Genomic DNA, 15,263 nt, shown 5'->3' on the forward strand with positions numbered 1-15,263 from the left:
GGGGGTCAGTTGACCTTGCGGTCGGAGCCGTCCCAGAACCGGTTCCGCAGTTCGCGGCGGAGGATCTTGCCGCTGGGGTTACGGGGGACGTGGTCGATGAACTCGTACTTCGCGGGCAGCTTGAACGCGGCCAGCCGGGGGGTGAGGAAGGTGTGGAGGTCGCGGGCGCGGATGGGCTCGCCGCCCCGGTCGGCGGGGACGATGAAGGCGTGGACGTACTCGCCCCACCGGTCGTCCGGCGCGCCGACGACCACGGCGTCGGCGACGCCGGGGTGGTGCTCCAGGACGTTTTCGATCTCTGCCGGGTAGACGTTCTCCCCGGCCACAAGGATGGCGTCCTTGATCCGGTCGCGGATGAAGACGTATCCGTCCTCGTCGACGAAGCCGGCGTCCCCGGTACGTATCCAGCCGTCGACGAGCGTCTCAGCGGTCTTGTCGGGGAGGTTCCAGTACTCCAGCATCTGCGCCGGTGTGGCCAGGCAGACCTCGCCGACGGCCCCGGGCGGCAGCACCGTGCCGTGGTCGTCGATCACCTGGACCCGCACGCCCGGGTAGGGGCGGCCCGCCGCCTGCATGAGGGGCGATCCGGGTTCGTGGACGGCGGGCGGCAGGCAGACGGCGGTGTTGCCGGTCTCCGTGAGCCCGTAGATCTGGGCGAACTCGCAGCGGAACACGGCCATGCTCTGCTCCAGCAGAGTCTCGGTGATCGGAGACCCGCCGTAGACGATCTTGCGGATGGTGGCGAAGTCGGCCGGGGTGACGCCGGGCCGGGTCAGCATCATCCGCAGCATGGCCGGGACCACGCAGGCGGTGGTGATCCCGAGCCGGTGGATCAGCTCGACCGCCCCGGCCGCGTCGAAGGCGGGCATCGCCACGACGGTGGTCCCGGCGTTGAGGTTCTGCGTCGCCCACCACAGGCCGCCGATGTGGAAGCCGGGAATGCCGATCAGCGCGATGTCTCCTGCCCGCCAGTCGATCCAGTCGACGTCGGCTTCGGCCATGGCGTCCGCGATGGTGAAGAAGCTCCGGTGGGCCAGGACGACGCCCTTGGGCAGCCCGGTGGTGCCGCTGGTGTAGAGCTGAGCTACCGGGGTGTCGCGGGTGGCCGCGTACGCCTCGGCGGCTCCGGTGCCGGCGGCTTTCCAGGTGGCGTAGCCTTCGGCCGCGTCGAGGACGACGATGTGTTCGGGCGGTGTGGCGGGCATACCGTCGACGACGGGCCGGAACTCCTCCTCGACGAGGAGGAGTCGGGTGCCGGAGTCGTGGAGGATGTGGCTGACCTCTGGTGACGTCAGCCGCCAGTTGACCGGGACGAGGACGGTTCCGGTCTTGGCGCAGGCGAAGAGGATCTCGTAGTAGCGCTCGGACTCCTTGCCGAGGTAGGCGACCCGGTCGCCGGCAGTGAGACCTGCCGCTCGCAGCGCCTGCGCGGTGCGGTTGCTCTCACGGTGCAGCGCGGCGTAGGTGAGGGTGGTGTCGCCGCAGATGACCGCCGGGGTGTCAGGCTGGTGTTCGGCGTGAAAGCGTGCGGTGTCGATGAGTGTGGTGAGCCTTTGATGCAGCCGGGCGCCCGGTCGTGGGCCGTCAGGGGATTCCATGTGTGAGGTCCGTCCGGTGCCGTCCCGCGCTGGCGGGCGGGGAGGTCAGGTGATGTTGACGAAGGCGAGGGTGGCGTCGCCGTCGCACCGTCCGTTCTGGGCGTCGCCGTAGCGGTAGGCGGTGGTGGCCATGAGAAGTGGCTTGCCGCCGGGCGAGCGCCGTTCGACGGAGCGGAACTCCATCTCGCCGTGAAAGTCCCGCGGGTCGACGGGCCGTTGGAAGCGGGAGGCGAAGCGGGCGATGAGGATGTCCGGCAGCTGATGGCGCCAGAAGTCCTCCAGCGTCCAGCTCTCGAAGCTGGTCAGCAGCCTTTCCTTCACCGACTTGGCGACGAGGTAATACATCATCTGGTTGTAGGCGATGTTCACCTCGACCGCGTTCAGGTGGCCGGTGTCGTCGATGTAGCAGGACTCCGGGATCGCGAACGTCGCGCGCACCCGGGAGAGTCCGTCGGGCAGGGCGGACACCTCGGCGGTGAGCAGGTAGCGGCAGTGGTGTTTGTACGGGGTGAGCACCCGGGGCAGCAGTTCCTGGTCGGTGGCGAAGGTGCGCGTCGGGGCAGTGCCGGTGGCGGTCATGCCGCCTCCAGTCCGGCGTGCAGCTTGCGCGCGTCGTGGACGGTGACGCGGAAGGAGACCGTCGGCTCGGGCGTGGTGGTGTGCCGGGCGCAGTGGATGAGGCTGCGGTTGTCCCAGACCAGGAGGTCGCCCTGCTCGAAGCTCTGGAGGTGGATGTTCTCGTGCGCGAAGTCGCGGTCGAGCTGTCCGGTCGCCTCGAAGAGCCGCTGGAGAAGTTCCTCGTCGAGCGGCTTTCCGTCCTCGTTCTCGATGCCGACGGTGAAGCCCTCGCTGAGGTAGAGCACCTTCTCGCCGGTCATGGGGTGGGTGAAGACGGTGGGCTGGCGGACGGGGGGCGTCTTCTCCTCGACCTCCTGGATGATCTCCGAGAGCGGCCGGTAGACGTCGTGGGGACGGACCTTGAAGTACTTGCGTACGGAGTGCAGGCAGCGTGTGCCCTCGATCTCGCCCTTGAGGTCATCGGGCAGCCTCTCGTAGGCCGCGCCCATGTCGATGAAGTACGTGCCGCGGTTCTTGGCGGGTATGACCTGCGGGTAGATCAGGGTGACGCCGAACGGGTCGGGCATGAACTGGTAGTCGGCGTGCCAGAACTTGCCGGTCTTGGGGACGCCGATCTGCTTGCCGTTCTCGGGGACGTTGGAGGAGACGAACACCTCGGGGACCTCGGGGTGCTGGTACATCGGCTCGTAGTACGTCTCCGGACGGCCGAGCCGCCGGCCCAGCTCCAAGAACTCCTGCGGGGAGAGGTGCTGTCCCTTGAGTACGGCGATCTTTCGGCGGTAGACGGCCTCCTTGAGAGCTGCGATGTCGTTCTCCGAGGCCGACGTGTGGTCGAAGTCCTCGACGGAGGCGCCGATGGCGCCGGTGTGACCGGTGATGCGCACGCTGGTGCTCCTTGTGATGCGGTGGCGTGGGTGTTGGGCCGTGATCGCGTCAGGCGGCCAGGCGGGCGTCGATCAGCTCTGCGGTCGCGCCGAGCGTGAGGTCCGGGACGAGTTCGCTGTCCTCGACGGTGACGCCGAGGTGACGTTCGATGTGGATGCTGATCTCGACCATCGTCAGCGAGTCGATGTCGAGGTCGGCGTACGTCGCCTCGGGCCGGAAGTGGTCGGCAGGGGCGTCGTGCAGAGGGGTCAGGATGGACACCAGCTGCTCGTAGGTGGCGGTCACGGGGAGGATTCCTGTTCGTGGTGGGCAGGTGCGGCGGCCGGGGGCAGTTCCGGCCAGATGAGGAGGCAGGAGCCCCAGGTGAGGCCGCCTCCGAAGGCCGTGAGCAGGACACGCCCCCGCCCCGTCCCCGAAGACGACGGCGTTCTGCCGGGTCCACGATGCGGGAGTACACGTCGGCACCGATCACCAGGATGCGGTCCGCCACACCGGAGGTGATCAGCCCCGTTCCGGCGGCCGAGGCGTAGACGAAGCCGGTGCACACCGCACCGATGTCGAAGGCCACCGCCCCGGACAGCCCGAATCGTGCGGCGACCGGCGGAGCCGTGGCGGGACAGGGCCGGTCGGGGGTGGTGGCCACCACGACGGCATCGGCCCTGGCTGTGCCGGAGTTCGCCAGGCTCGGCGGCCCGCTGCGACGGCCAGGTCGGACGTGGCCTCCTGCAGGCCTGCGAGGTGCCGGAACCGGATGCCGGTCCGGGTCCGTATCCAGACGTCGTCGGTGTCGAGCCGGGCCGCCAATTCGTCGTTGCCCACCTTGTGCCGGGGCCAGGTGTCCTCCGACGCCGCACAGCACGGCGGCGCGGTCGGGTCGCCCGGCGGAAGTCACGGACATGGTTCTCCTGGTGGGTGGGGTGGTCGCAGACGTGGGGGGCATTCACGGGGAGGTCGTCCTCCGGGGCGCGAGGGCGACCAGTGCGCCGAGCGCCAAAGCCCCGGACATCGCGAGCAGGGCGGTCCGTATGCCGTCAACCAGCGCCGGGGCGGAGGACTGCTGGCCGATGCCGGAGGCGGCGGCGACGAGCAGGGCGAGGCCCACGGCGCCGCCGATCTGAAGGGAGGTGGACGCGATCCCGGAGGCAATGCCCTGGTCGCCCGGAGGTACCTCCGAGGCAGCGGCGATCCACAGGGCGGTCCACGCTGAGCCCTGCCCCAGACTGATGAGGACGATTCCCGGCACCAGCGACAGGTAGGAACCCTCCGCTGCTACTACGGGCACCAGGGCGAGTACGCCGACGGCACCGGCGGCCAGCCCCCCGACCAGCAGCCGCCGCGTCCCGAAACGGGCGACGGCGGGCGGCCCCGCCTGGGTGCCCGCAGCGACGACGACGGCCGGGAGCAGGAAGCAGAGCCCTGTGACAAAAGCGTCGTAACCCCGCACGGCTTGGAAGTAAAGGGTGAGGAAGTACGGCAGCGAACTGAACGTCGCACTGAACAGAGCCGCCACCGCCGTGGCCAGGACCAACCCTCTGTGCCGGAAGAGGCGGACGGGGACCAGCGGATCCGGAGCTCGGCGCTCGATGGCGGCGAAGAGCAACAGGCAGACGATCCCTACCGCTGCCGCAGCGAGGGATGCAAGGCGCGTCCAACCCCAGGCGGGCGCGTACACCAACACGAAGACCACCAAGGTGAGCCCGCCGGTGGCGGCCAGCGCCCCGGCCGCATCGAAGCGATGCGTACGGTCCCGGGGCACGTCGGCCGGGAAGAGCAACCGTCCCAGCACGGCCAGGGCCAGGGCCACGGGGACATTGACCAGGAACACCGAAGGCCAGCCGTACCCGTGGACCAGGACGCCGCCGAGCAGCGAGCCGAAGCACAGGCCACCCGCACCGGCAGCGCCCCAGATCGCGAGCGCCCGGTTGCGCACCGGTCCTTCGGCGTACGTGGTGTTGATGAGCGAAAGCGTGGCGGGGAACAGCAGGGAGCCGCCTACCCCCTGGGCCGCGCGGACTGCGAGCAGCACACCGGGCGACTGGGCGAGACCGCCGATCAGGGAGGAGACCGCGTAGATCGCCGTGGCGAGGACGAACATCCGGCGCCGGCCCAGGAGATCAGCCGCGCGACCGCCGAGCAGCAGGAAGCCACCAGTGGTGACGACGTACGCGCTGACCACCCATTGGAGGTCGTGGTCGGAGAACCCGAGGCCGAGGCCGATCTCCGGCAGCGCTACGTAGACGATGCTGTAGTCGAGGGAGATGACGAGCTGGGCGAGCGCCAGAACGACCACGGGGAGGCCGAGGCGCTGGCGCCCGGCCGTCGGCTCGGCTGCGGTCGCGGACACGAACGTCCCTTTCTGAGTGTGGGCCTGGCGTCCAGGCCGAGCAGGAGCGGTTGGTGCGGGCGGGCCTGCGGGAAGTCGCCCCGTCGTCGGACACGGGGCGCGGGAGCGTGTCGTGTCGCACGCCGGTGGGCGGACGATGCGGGACGCCTCGCGGGATCTCACATGTCCGCGAGCAGCTTGCGTACCTCGGTCACCAGGACAGTCAGCGCCCTGCGTTCGGGCGCAGTCGTCTCGGGGTGCCAGAGGTCGACCAGGAGACAGGTCCGGGGGCGCTCGCCGCGGTTCTCGGCATGGTGCTCGAAGGAGTAGTCGAAGAGCAGGCAATGGCCCTCCTCCCACATACGCGTCTCACCGGCGACTGTGATGTCGCAGTCGTCCGGGATGTCGACGGCGAAGTGGAGGTTGATGCTGAAGTTCCACAGGTCGCTGTGCGGAGCGATACGGGACCCTGGGAGCAACGTGGAGAAGTGGCTTTCCAGGAGCGAACAGATGAGTCCGTCGGCGACGGCGAAATCTCTGATGACGCTGTAGGCAGTGGGGGCCAAATCCACTGATTCTGTCCTGAGTTGACCGTCCTGGTAGATGTAGAGGGACTGCCAGTCGTCTTGACGGGTCAGGTAGTGCTCGTAGTCCGAGAACGCCGTACGGCGTGTCTGCCAGGCGCGCTCGTGCTCGGAGCGGATCGCTCCGTGTGCGTTCTCCAAGGCGTCGACCAGCGAGGCGATGGCCGGATCGCTCCGCGGATCGTGCCAGGGCTGCTGTGAAATTCCTGGCAGGATCCATTTGGCGCCCGCCTGAAGGGGATGTCTCGGCCTTCCTCCCGGGGCCATCATCTCCTCCACCCGGGCCAGCGAGTCGGAGCCGAATTCCTCACGTATCGCGGCGAACTGCTCGTACGTCGGCTGCATCGCTCATTCCTTCCCTGCCCGTGCCGCGAAGGTCTCGTCCTTGCGTCGCGACCTTCGCAGCAGCGGCCTCATCGAGGACTGGTGGCCGCTTCGTGTTAATAGTCGAATGGTGGTCCGGTCGAGTTCCCGCCGTAACCGAGAAATCAATCGGAATCGCACCCCCACGGGGAAACGAGGCTCAGTCACTTTCATGAGACGTATCGGGGCCGAAGACGGCGAATAGGGTGTCGACGACCTCGTCCGAGGCCGTCTCCCTGCTTCCCGCGTTGTAGGGCGGCTGCGGCGCGTATTCGATGAGAAGCTGCACGGCCTGCGCCACGTCGTCGCCCGAGATCCGGCCGGCCAGCGCGAGGGCCATGTCGATACCGGCCGAGACGCCGGCGCCGGTCGCGTACTTGCCGTCGATGACCACGCGCTCCGGCGTGGGCGTCACCCCGAACTCGGTGAGCTGGTCCAACGCTCCCCAGTGGGTCGTCGCCCGGCGGCCGGACAGGACTCCGGAGGCGGCCAGCACCAGCGATCCCGTGCAGACCGATGTCATCCAGGTCGCGGAACGGTCGACCGTTCGCAACCAGTCGTGCAGAGCGCCGTCAGTCATCTGGTCCGCCTGCCCGGCGCCTCCGCCGACCAGGACCACATCGGGAGCGGGCACCTCGTCCAAGTTCTTTACGACATTGATCGACAGGCTGCCCAGGTCGTTGGTCACGAGGCCGGGATTCTCGGCCACGAAGACGGTCTGGGCCCCCGGCAGGCGCCCCAGGACCTCGTAGGGGCCTATGACGTCCAGTGCGGTGTATCCGGGATAGAGCACGATCGCTACCTGCACGTAAATCTCCTCGGTGAATCGGTCCAGCGCACGCACGAAGAAGGCGGAAATTTCGCACGAGTGGAAGAATCCGATGTGGTTCTCCGCCCAGTCCGTGAACGCCCGGCCACCCGGGAGCCGAAGATTCCGAGAGCGCTCCGCAGCCGGAAATTCGCTGCCGCCATCGAAGGAAGCAGCTAACGGACCACCCCATAAGTCGGATGGAAACGATGCCGAGTTCCCACCCTCGGCGAAGTTCACCGATGGGATGGCGAAGTCCTGGGGGGAGGTGCGAGACCCGCCTCGGCTTCAGGGGGTGGAGCCAAGAGTGACCGGTCTGACCAAGGCTTGCACGGTGACCGTCCCGGACCGTTGAAAGTCGAGAGTGAACGTGACCCGGCTCCCGGGACGCCACGAGGGATCGGAGCGGAGGGTCACCGCCGAGCCTTGGGGGGACATTGCCACCTCCCCGTTCGCCGGAATCTCCACGGTCCCGGACCGCTCACGGTAGGCCCCGTTCGCCGCGTTCATACGATGCGTGGTCAACTCCGGGGCCGATGCAGCCGTAGAGGAGACCGAGCGGAGCCGGTCCGGCGCGCCGCCGGTGTTGACGATGTGGAAGTAGGCGTTGGTGTTCCGCCCAGGCATCACCGGCAGCAGCAGGCGGGCCTCCCGTACCTCGATGTTCGCGGGGCTGCCCGCGTAGCCTGCGGTGGTCCAGGCGGAAAGTCCTCCGACAGCTGCGAGGGAGGCGACGGCCACTGCCGTGCCCGTCGCGGCCGCCTGGCGGGCACGGCGAAGCCGGCCGGACCTCGGCGGACGGATGCTCTTCATGAACGCGCGCTCCCTTACGGAGAGGAGAGGGATATGAGGTTCGCCGAGACGAACCCAGCGAGGCTGGGTTGGTAGGTCACGCCAGGCTCCTGGGCGCGGTACGGCCACGGCGCTGCCGGGCCCGGGACGGCTGCCAGGTGCGCAGACGCAGGCTGTTGGCCACGACGAGGACGGAGCTGAGCGACATCGCGACTGCGGCGACCATGGGATTCAGCAGCCCGACCATGGCCAGCGGCATCGTCACGGCGTTGTAGCCAAAGGCCCACGCCAGGTTGGTGCGGATGGTGCCCAGGGTGTGCCGGGCCAGCCGGACGGCGTCTGCGAGCGCCTCGATGTCGCTGCGTACGAGCGTGACGTCGGCGGCGCCGATCGCCACGTCGGTTCCGGTGCCCATGGCGATGCCCAGGTCCGCGCCGGCGAGCGCTGCGGCGTCGTTGACGCCGTCCCCGACGACAGCGACCCGCCGGCCTTCGGCACGCAGTCTGCGTACCACTTCAGCCTTGTCCTGCGGTGTGCAGCGGGCGTGGACCTCCGCGATGCCGAGGTCCTCCGCGACCGCCCGTGCGACGGCGGCCCGGTCGCCGGTGGCCAGCACGGGGCGGACCCCGAGCCTGCGCAACCGGTCGACGGCGCGGTAGCTGCCGGGCCGCACGAGGTCGGCCACCTCGATGATCGCGACGGGAGCGCCGTCCACCCGTACCAGTACCGCCGTACGGGCCGCTTCGTCCGCTCGTTCGCGGGCCGCCGACAGAGCGGCGGGCAGCTCCGCTCCGTCAGGTGCAGCCACCTCCACGGCCCGCCCGTCCACGTGTCCGCTCACACCGTGCCCGGCGGTGGCCCGGAATGCGGACACGGCAGGCAGCGGCTCGTCTCCGCCCGCACGGCGCGCCTGGGCTGTGATCGCTCGGCCCAGCGGGTGCTCCGAGCCTTCCTCGACCGCACCAGCGAGCCGGACGACCTCGTCCGCGTCCGGTCCGTCAGGTGTCGCGGTGATCCGCCCGACGCTCATGTGCCCGGAGGTCAGGGTGCCGGTCTTGTCGAGCACCACCGTGTCGACGTGTTTGAGCCCCTCCAGTGCCTGCGGCCCGCTCACCAGGACGCCCAGCCGCGCTCCGCGCCCGGTGGCAGCCATCAGCGCCGTAGGTGTCGCGAGGCCCAGGGCGCACGGGCAGGCCACGACGAGAACCGCCACAGCGGCGGTGATCGCGGCCTCAGGGTCGGCGCCGGCGCCGAGCCAGAATCCGAGCGTCGTGGCCGCGAGGGCCAGGACGACCGGGACGAAGATGCCGGCAATCGTGTCAGCCAGCCGCTGGGCCCGTGCCTTGCCCGCCTGGGCGTCCGTTACGAGCTTGGTGATGCGGGCGAGCTGCGTGTCCGCTCCTACTGCGGTCGCGCGCACCAGCAACAGGCCGCCCACGTTGACCGACCCTCCGGTCACGGAGCATCCCGGGCCGACCTCGATGGGCTCGGACTCGCCGGTGACCAGGGACAGGTCGACGGCGGAGCTTCCCTCGGAAACCTCCCCGTCGGTGGCCACCCGTTCACCGGGACGGACCACGAACACCTCACCGACTCGCAGCCGTTCGATCGGCAGGCGTACGTCCGCGCCGCTACGGCGTACCGTGACCTCCTTCGCGGCGAGCTGGGCGAGCGACCGCAAAGCCGCCCCGGTCCCGCGCCTCGCCCTGCCTTCCAGGAACCGACCCAGCAGGACGAACAGCGGTACGCCCACGACCGCTTCGAGATAGACGTGCGCCACTCCGGCGGTGGCGGAGGGCACCAGGCTGAACGGCATCCGCATGCCGGGCATGCCCGCTCCCCCGAGGAACAGCGCGTACGCCGACCAGAGGAACGACGCGAGCACGCCGAGCGACACCAGCGTGTCCATGGTGGCGGCGGCGTGGCGCAGTCCGCTCAGGGCACGGTGGTGGAAGGGCCAGGCTCCCCAGGCGGCGACCGGAGCGGCGAGCACGAAACACAGCCACTGCCAGTTGTCGAACTGCAAGGGCGGCGCCATCGACAGGACGAGGACGGGCAGCGAAAGCGCCGCGGTGATGGTCAGCCGCTCGCGCTCCCGCCGGACGTCGTCCTCGGCCGTGTCCTCCGCCCGCCGCTGTGGTTGCCCCTCGACCGGGGGAAAAATGACGTGGGCCGTGTATCCCGCGGCCTCGACGGCGGACATCAGCTCGTCGACGGTCACTGCGGCTGGATGGCTCACGCGGGCCCGGCCGGTGGCGAGATTCACCTCCGCCGTGACCCCGTCCAGCTTGCCCAGCTTGCGCTCGACTCGTCGCACACAGGCCGCGCAGGTCATACCGCCGACGTTGATGTCCGTCATCGCCGCCGTTGGCGTCGCCTCAGCCGCCATCAGTGACCGCCCCCGTGCTCCATGGGCATGTCCCCGTCGTCGGCGGGCGTGTCGCCGGCCGCTCCCGGACCGTGCATCCCCGGCGCGACGGGCCCCACTGCATTCCCCACCGTGTAGGCGCCCGCGAACAGGACCCCGAGCAGCAACAGGAACACCCACAGCGCCGGTGGCGGGACGCCTCGGCCGGATTTGGCTTCGGGTTCGGGACCTGCCGTCTGCTCCACGGAGTGCTCCTCGTTCTGGATGAGAGCCGTGCTGCGACGGCTCGTGACGGTCCAGAAGTCGAAGGCGCTCCGGCCGGAGTTCCCCGCCGCACGGGTGAGCAGCGTCACAGCACCCGTCCGGGTGAGGTGAGGTGTGGCAGGAAGGCGTAAGAACCACCACGGTGCTGACCGAAGGAGATGGTCAGTGATCAGGTCTCGAGGTTTCCAGGAACCGCACGGCCGTCATGCGGTCACAGCTGCGTCGAGGTGACCGGCCTTGGCCTCCTCGACCAGGGACCCGAACTGGTCGGCACTCATCTCCACGCGCTGTCCGAAGTCGTCGGTGATCACGATCCGGCGTTCGGCGGGAGCACTGTCGTCCACGAACAACTGCGGGCAGCCGCAGTTGCAGTTCCCGCAGAAGGTGGCCAGGGGCTCGGGGATCCGGTCATCGCGCTCTCTCCTCCATTCATGGCCTCCGGCTACAGCCGGAGACGAATACGGAGGTAATGCCCCCGGCTGCCGGGCCGCAAGCTCGGCCGTCGTCCTGCGGGGAAGCACAGTGGCCCCGCCCGCGCGCACCCGATGCTCCCGGAACTCCCGAGGTGGCGGGAACCAGAAGGTACCGCTGTACGACCCCTTTCACGTGTCGACCGTGTGGACGGCCATGCCGTCGAAGCGTCCTGCGTCGTCCGCAACAGGCCGCACGGGACCCGGCAGCGAGCCGCTGCGGGAACAATGCCAGGATTGGATGCCATGTCGGTGGGATGGCGGTTTCGCGCCGCACGGTCCGCGTTCTTCGCGGTCGTGTGCGTGGCTCTCGCTGCCTGCGGCCACGTCCTCATGTCGGACGATGCACTGCCCTGGTGGTTTCTGCTCCTGTGCGTAGGAGGAGTCGGCACACTGGCCTGGCTCGTCACTGGACGGGAACGGGGCCAGGTGACTGTCGTCGCTCTCACCGCCGCCGTACAGGCAGCGCTCCACGGCGCGTTCACGTTCGTGCAGACCGCGCCGCTGGCGGCCACGGGAGCCGGAGGAGATTCCGGGCTCGCCGAGAGATGGGCGGACGCCTTGCTCTGCGGCCCGCACAGCGACATGGGCGCAGCGGCGCGCGCCTACGACGTCGCGGCGCAGGCCGGTCTCACCGACAGCATGCCGCTGCCCCGGCTCGAAGGCGGTTCCTCCGCCATAGCGGCGCTCGGGCACACCGCCGCTCACGGTGCCCACGCGACCCCGCCCATACACGACATGGGAGCGATGACCGGCGACGCTTCCTGGGGGATGCTCGCGGCGCACGTGGTGGCGGCGCTGCTGTGCGGCGTGTGGCTTGCCCGCGGTGAGCGGGCCGCCTTCCAGATTCTGCGAGCCCTGGCGGACCGGTTCCACCTTCCCCTCGCACTTCTCAACGCCCTCCGGCCCCACTCGCCCGCTCCCCCCGCGTCCGCGGTCGACCGCTCCGTCACGCTTCCACGCCCGCGACTGCTCGTCCACACGCTCGTCACCCGGGGACCTCCGGGGGAGATCGCTGTCCACTGACAGCTGGATCACGTCGGCTGCATCACCGCCGACGTGCGTCCGTGCAGGTGATGCACGGACGCGCTCTCCCAATTTCCGGATTGGCGCATGCCCGTGGGCCGCGCCCTGTCCGGACACCCGGAAGGAACCGCAGTTCCCATGCTTCCTGCCCAAAGACAACCCGCGGTGACGGAGGACGAAGTCACCGCCTGGGCTCTCGGTGCCGCGGCCGGCGACGCCGATGCCTTCGAGCACGTCTTCCGTGCCCTCCACCACGACGTACGTCGATATGTCACCGCTCTGGCCGACGACTTTCAGATGGCCGACGACCTGGTGCAGGAGACCTTCCTGCGCGCAGTGAGCACCGTCCATCTCTTCCAAGGACGGGGCTCGGCTCGAGCCTGGATACTGACCATCGCCCGCCGAACTGTCGTCGACAGCTTGCGGCGTGCCGCTTCCCGGCCCCGTCTGACTGACACGTCTGACTGGCAGCACGTAGCGGAGTGCAGCCAACCGCGTGACCTGCCCGGATTCGATGAAGGCATCGCTCTCATGGCCCTCATCGACTCGCTCCCGGATGCCCGCCGCGAGGCGTTCGTACTGACCCAGGTCCTGTACATGCCGTACGACGACGCGGCTCGTGCCGTCGCGTGCCCGGTGGGAACCATCAGATCCCGGGTCTCGCGAGCGCGTACGTCACTGTGCGCCATGCTCGACGACAAGGCGGAGCCTGCTCTGGCCTGCTGACCGAGCCCGGACCTGCCGGGTCTACGACCGCTCGGTGCGCGGACCGCGCACCGAGCGGTCGTTCATCGGCTGGACCCGCAACACATTCCGTACTCCTTCCCCTCCAGCCACTACCTCGCTCGGCCCCGCCGCACGAGACCGGCGACCAAGCCACCGACGAGGAGGGCAAGCAGCGTGATGCCCAGCAGCGGAAGAGCCCGACCCAGTAGGACCGTGAGAAGTATGCCCAGAACGAGCACCGGCGGCGGAACGCGTCGCCAGGCGCTCCGCTCGGGTGCCCTTCCGAGGCGCGCTGCACTGCCTTCGCGTGTGGGGCGGCGCATGCGGTTGAGCAGGCGGTGAAATCCACTGCGAATCCACTGCAGTACCGGACGGATCAGGACAGCCAGTCGCCATAGGAGCCGTTCCCCGCGGACGACACAGAGAGCTGGTCCCATCGTTGCGAGCGCGTGCGCAGTCGTCATTCCCGGGGTCGTCCCATGCGCGGCGGACGCCTCCCGGCCCGCGCTCATGTCCATGCGCCCGCTGAGGAGAAGTCGGCAGAGAAAGTACCTGGTCGCCCCGCTCGAACCGGCACGGCTACCGACTGGTCGAAGCGCCCTTGCCCCGTTGCCCGCATGAGAAACCCTGTCCCTCAGCCGACCGGCGCGTACGAGCGCCTGCCACGGCGGTAAGCGATCTCCCCCCAGAGGATGTCGACGGCGAGGAACACTGCCAGCGGTATGCCAAGGAGCGGCACGAAGTACCCGACAACCGCGACACCCGCCATCAACGGCACGAGTACGTGGGGCGGAACCTTCTGCCAGGCACCGCGCGGCATGGGACGGCCGAAGGACGAACCGCGGCCACGTCGCCACCACATGCGGTAGCCGAGCAGGATCAGCACGATCACACCTGCGGTGAGGGCGGCCAGTACGAGCTGATTGGCCAGACCGAACAGGCTGCCGGTGTGTGCGTCGATGCCCCAGCGGGACAGCTTGGCGAGCAGCGGAAAATCGGCGAACCGCACCACATCGGTGACCTCCCCCGTGGCCGGGTCGATGGCGGCCGCGTCCTGCTTCTCGGGCCAACTGCGCTGGATCTGGCGCACGACGTAGGCGGTCGATGCGTCGGCCGGAGGGACGATCTCCACCGGGTTCGAGAGACGCTCGCTGCGGGCTGCGTTCAGTACGGCGTCCAAGCCGACGTCCTCGGCGGGCGTGCCGGCGGATCCGCCCGACGGCATGTGCTCAGCGTGTGCGCCCCCGGACGCGAGGCCGGCAGAGACGGTCGGCGTGATCTGGCCGAGGGACTCACGCAAGTCGGAGACGCTCGCACCGGCATACGTCGACCAGGTCAGACCGGTGGCGGAGAGGAAGAAGAGCCCGGCCGCCGCCCAAGCCCCCACGGTGCCGTGCAGCGAGAGCGTCCGCCTGCGCCCGCTCGCGCCGCGCACCCTGCGGCGCGCCCTGCGCCGTCCGAACCACAGGACGAGGCCACCGCCAGCTATCACCCACAGCCAGCTCGCGGCGAGCTCACTGTAGAGACGGCCGGTCTGGCCCAGATGCAGATCGCGGTGGAACTCGTCGATCCAGGTACGCAGAGGCAGCGCGCCCGACGAGCCGTACTGCTCCAGTGCCCCGGCGAGTTCTCCGGTGTAAGGATCCACGAACACGGCGAGCGTGTGGCCTTCGTCCACGCCCTTCACACCTGACAGAAGCACACGGGTCGTCGCACCGTCTTCGGGCGACGGGCGGATCGCACTGATGCTCCCTTCCGGATGTGCCTGTCGGGCTGCTGCCACCTGCCGCGAGATCGGCAGTTCGCTCTTCCCCACGGGGACCCGAAGTTCGTCCGCGTACACGATCTTCTCGACCTGGTACGAAGCGGCGTAGAGGAACCCCGTTGCGGCCGCGACCAGAAGGAACGGGGCTATCAGTACACCGGCGTAGAAGTGCAGCCTCATCACCAGCGGCCGGAGGGAAGCCCACGCACCAGGCCCTCCGGATCCGCTAGTTACCGGGGTTCCCCGCCCCTCGACCGAGGCACGGACTGCTGGCTCGACAGACAAGGCTGCTCTCCTCAAGGGCGTAAAGGTGTGCAGGCAGACCAAGGCCAGCCGGTCCAGAAGTCGGCTGCGAGCGCAGACTAGTTCCCCCGACCCACTGTGGTCTACACCACAGATCGCCTCGGATTCTGGTGCTCGCGCCGCCGACGCGCAGCGCGAAGAAGCTACCGATGGCCGCCACATCGTCCAGAGCCGCTGCCACTACCGCTACGGGTGCCCGAACCGTTTCTTTCATGCGGACTGCCTCCTTACGCAACGCCGCCTCGGGAATGAGCAGAGGACGCGTTTTGCTCGCAGAGCGGGCTCCACCACGTGCATATCGAGGTGGGGACGTACTAGCTTGATCTTTAACCTCGGGGTCCGAACGGTCCGTCGTACTTGATCACTCGGGCTGGTAACTGCGGTACACGCAGGCGGCCTTCGGCTGAGC

Annotated in this window: 14 protein-coding genes and 1 pseudogene; 2 read left to right on the forward strand and 13 right to left on the reverse strand. The window is 69.1% G+C overall.

Annotated elements, in window-relative coordinates; translation table 11 throughout:
• Window positions 1-5: 5 nt before the first annotated feature.
• The 12 genes and pseudogenes from scoC to ABT001_RS03265 form a co-directional block, all read right to left on the reverse strand.
• The gene (gene scoC / locus ABT001_RS03210) at window positions 6-1,598 is read right to left on the reverse strand and encodes a fatty acid-ACP ligase ScoC (RefSeq protein WP_351271488.1); all 1,593 of its coding nucleotides are present in this window, start codon (window positions 1,596-1,598) and stop codon (window positions 6-8) included.
• 45 nt (window positions 1,599-1,643) lie between these two features.
• Window positions 1,644-2,177: a (2E)-enoyl-ACP glycyltransferase gene (gene scoD / locus ABT001_RS03215; RefSeq protein ID WP_351271491.1), complete on the reverse strand. Its 534-nt coding sequence runs from the start codon at window positions 2,175-2,177 to the stop codon at window positions 1,644-1,646.
• The gene (gene scoE / locus ABT001_RS03220) at window positions 2,174-3,061 is read right to left on the reverse strand and encodes a (3R)-3-[(carboxymethyl)amino]fatty acid oxygenase/decarboxylase (RefSeq protein ID WP_351271494.1); all 888 of its coding nucleotides are present in this window, start codon (window positions 3,059-3,061) and stop codon (window positions 2,174-2,176) included. Before scoE ends, scoD begins: the two co-directional genes overlap by 4 nt.
• A gap of 49 nt (window positions 3,062-3,110) precedes the next feature.
• Window positions 3,111-3,347: an acyl carrier protein gene (locus ABT001_RS03225; protein WP_351271497.1), complete on the reverse strand. Its 237-nt coding sequence runs from the start codon at window positions 3,345-3,347 to the stop codon at window positions 3,111-3,113.
• Between the two features lie 196 nt (window positions 3,348-3,543).
• Window positions 3,544-4,002: pseudogene (locus tag ABT001_RS03230) on the reverse strand (hypothetical protein); the annotation flags it as partial.
• Window positions 4,003-5,406 carry an MFS transporter gene (locus ABT001_RS03235; RefSeq protein ID WP_351271500.1) on the reverse strand — a complete coding sequence of 468 codons (1,404 nt, stop codon included), beginning with the start codon at window positions 5,404-5,406 and terminating at the stop codon, window positions 4,003-4,005.
• A 158-nt stretch (window positions 5,407-5,564) separates the two neighbouring features.
• Window positions 5,565-6,314 (reverse strand): aspartyl/asparaginyl beta-hydroxylase domain-containing protein, encoded by a 750-nt coding sequence (locus ABT001_RS03240; RefSeq protein ID WP_351271503.1) that lies wholly within the window; start codon window positions 6,312-6,314, stop codon window positions 5,565-5,567.
• A 178-nt stretch (window positions 6,315-6,492) separates the two neighbouring features.
• The gene (locus ABT001_RS03245; RefSeq protein ID WP_351271506.1) at window positions 6,493-7,140 is read right to left on the reverse strand and encodes a DJ-1/PfpI family protein; all 648 of its coding nucleotides are present in this window, start codon (window positions 7,138-7,140) and stop codon (window positions 6,493-6,495) included.
• 288 nt (window positions 7,141-7,428) lie between these two features.
• Window positions 7,429-7,953, reverse strand: a complete 525-nt coding sequence (locus tag ABT001_RS03250; RefSeq protein WP_351271509.1) for a copper chaperone PCu(A)C — start codon at window positions 7,951-7,953, stop codon at window positions 7,429-7,431.
• 76 nt (window positions 7,954-8,029) lie between these two features.
• Window positions 8,030-10,321, reverse strand: a complete 2,292-nt coding sequence (locus ABT001_RS03255; protein ID WP_351271512.1) for a heavy metal translocating P-type ATPase — start codon at window positions 10,319-10,321, stop codon at window positions 8,030-8,032.
• The gene (locus tag ABT001_RS03260) at window positions 10,321-10,653 is read right to left on the reverse strand and encodes a hypothetical protein (RefSeq protein WP_351271515.1); all 333 of its coding nucleotides are present in this window, start codon (window positions 10,651-10,653) and stop codon (window positions 10,321-10,323) included. Before ABT001_RS03260 ends, ABT001_RS03255 begins: the two co-directional genes overlap by 1 nt.
• A 114-nt stretch (window positions 10,654-10,767) precedes the next feature.
• Complete coding sequence (locus ABT001_RS03265) at window positions 10,768-10,968, reverse strand: hypothetical protein (RefSeq protein WP_351271566.1); 201 nt, start codon at window positions 10,966-10,968, stop codon at window positions 10,768-10,770.
• A gap of 495 nt (window positions 10,969-11,463) precedes the next feature.
• On the opposite strand from ABT001_RS03265, the gene ABT001_RS03270 reads away from it, so the two are divergent.
• Window positions 11,464-12,060 (forward strand): hypothetical protein, encoded by a 597-nt coding sequence (locus tag ABT001_RS03270; RefSeq protein WP_351271517.1) that lies wholly within the window; start codon window positions 11,464-11,466, stop codon window positions 12,058-12,060.
• Between the two features lie 138 nt (window positions 12,061-12,198).
• Entirely contained in the window at window positions 12,199-12,786 is a 588-nt protein-coding gene (locus ABT001_RS03275; protein WP_351271518.1) for a sigma-70 family RNA polymerase sigma factor, read from the forward strand.
• A gap of 634 nt (window positions 12,787-13,420) precedes the next feature.
• Here ABT001_RS03275 and ABT001_RS03280 read toward each other — a convergent pair.
• Window positions 13,421-14,731: a PepSY-associated TM helix domain-containing protein gene (locus ABT001_RS03280; protein WP_502967409.1), complete on the reverse strand. Its 1,311-nt coding sequence runs from the start codon at window positions 14,729-14,731 to the stop codon at window positions 13,421-13,423.
• Window positions 14,732-15,263 lie beyond the last annotated feature (532 nt).

It is taken from the genome of Streptomyces sp. NPDC002793 (assembly GCF_040295485.1).
Lineage (GTDB): Bacteria > Actinomycetota > Actinomycetes > Streptomycetales > Streptomycetaceae > Streptomyces.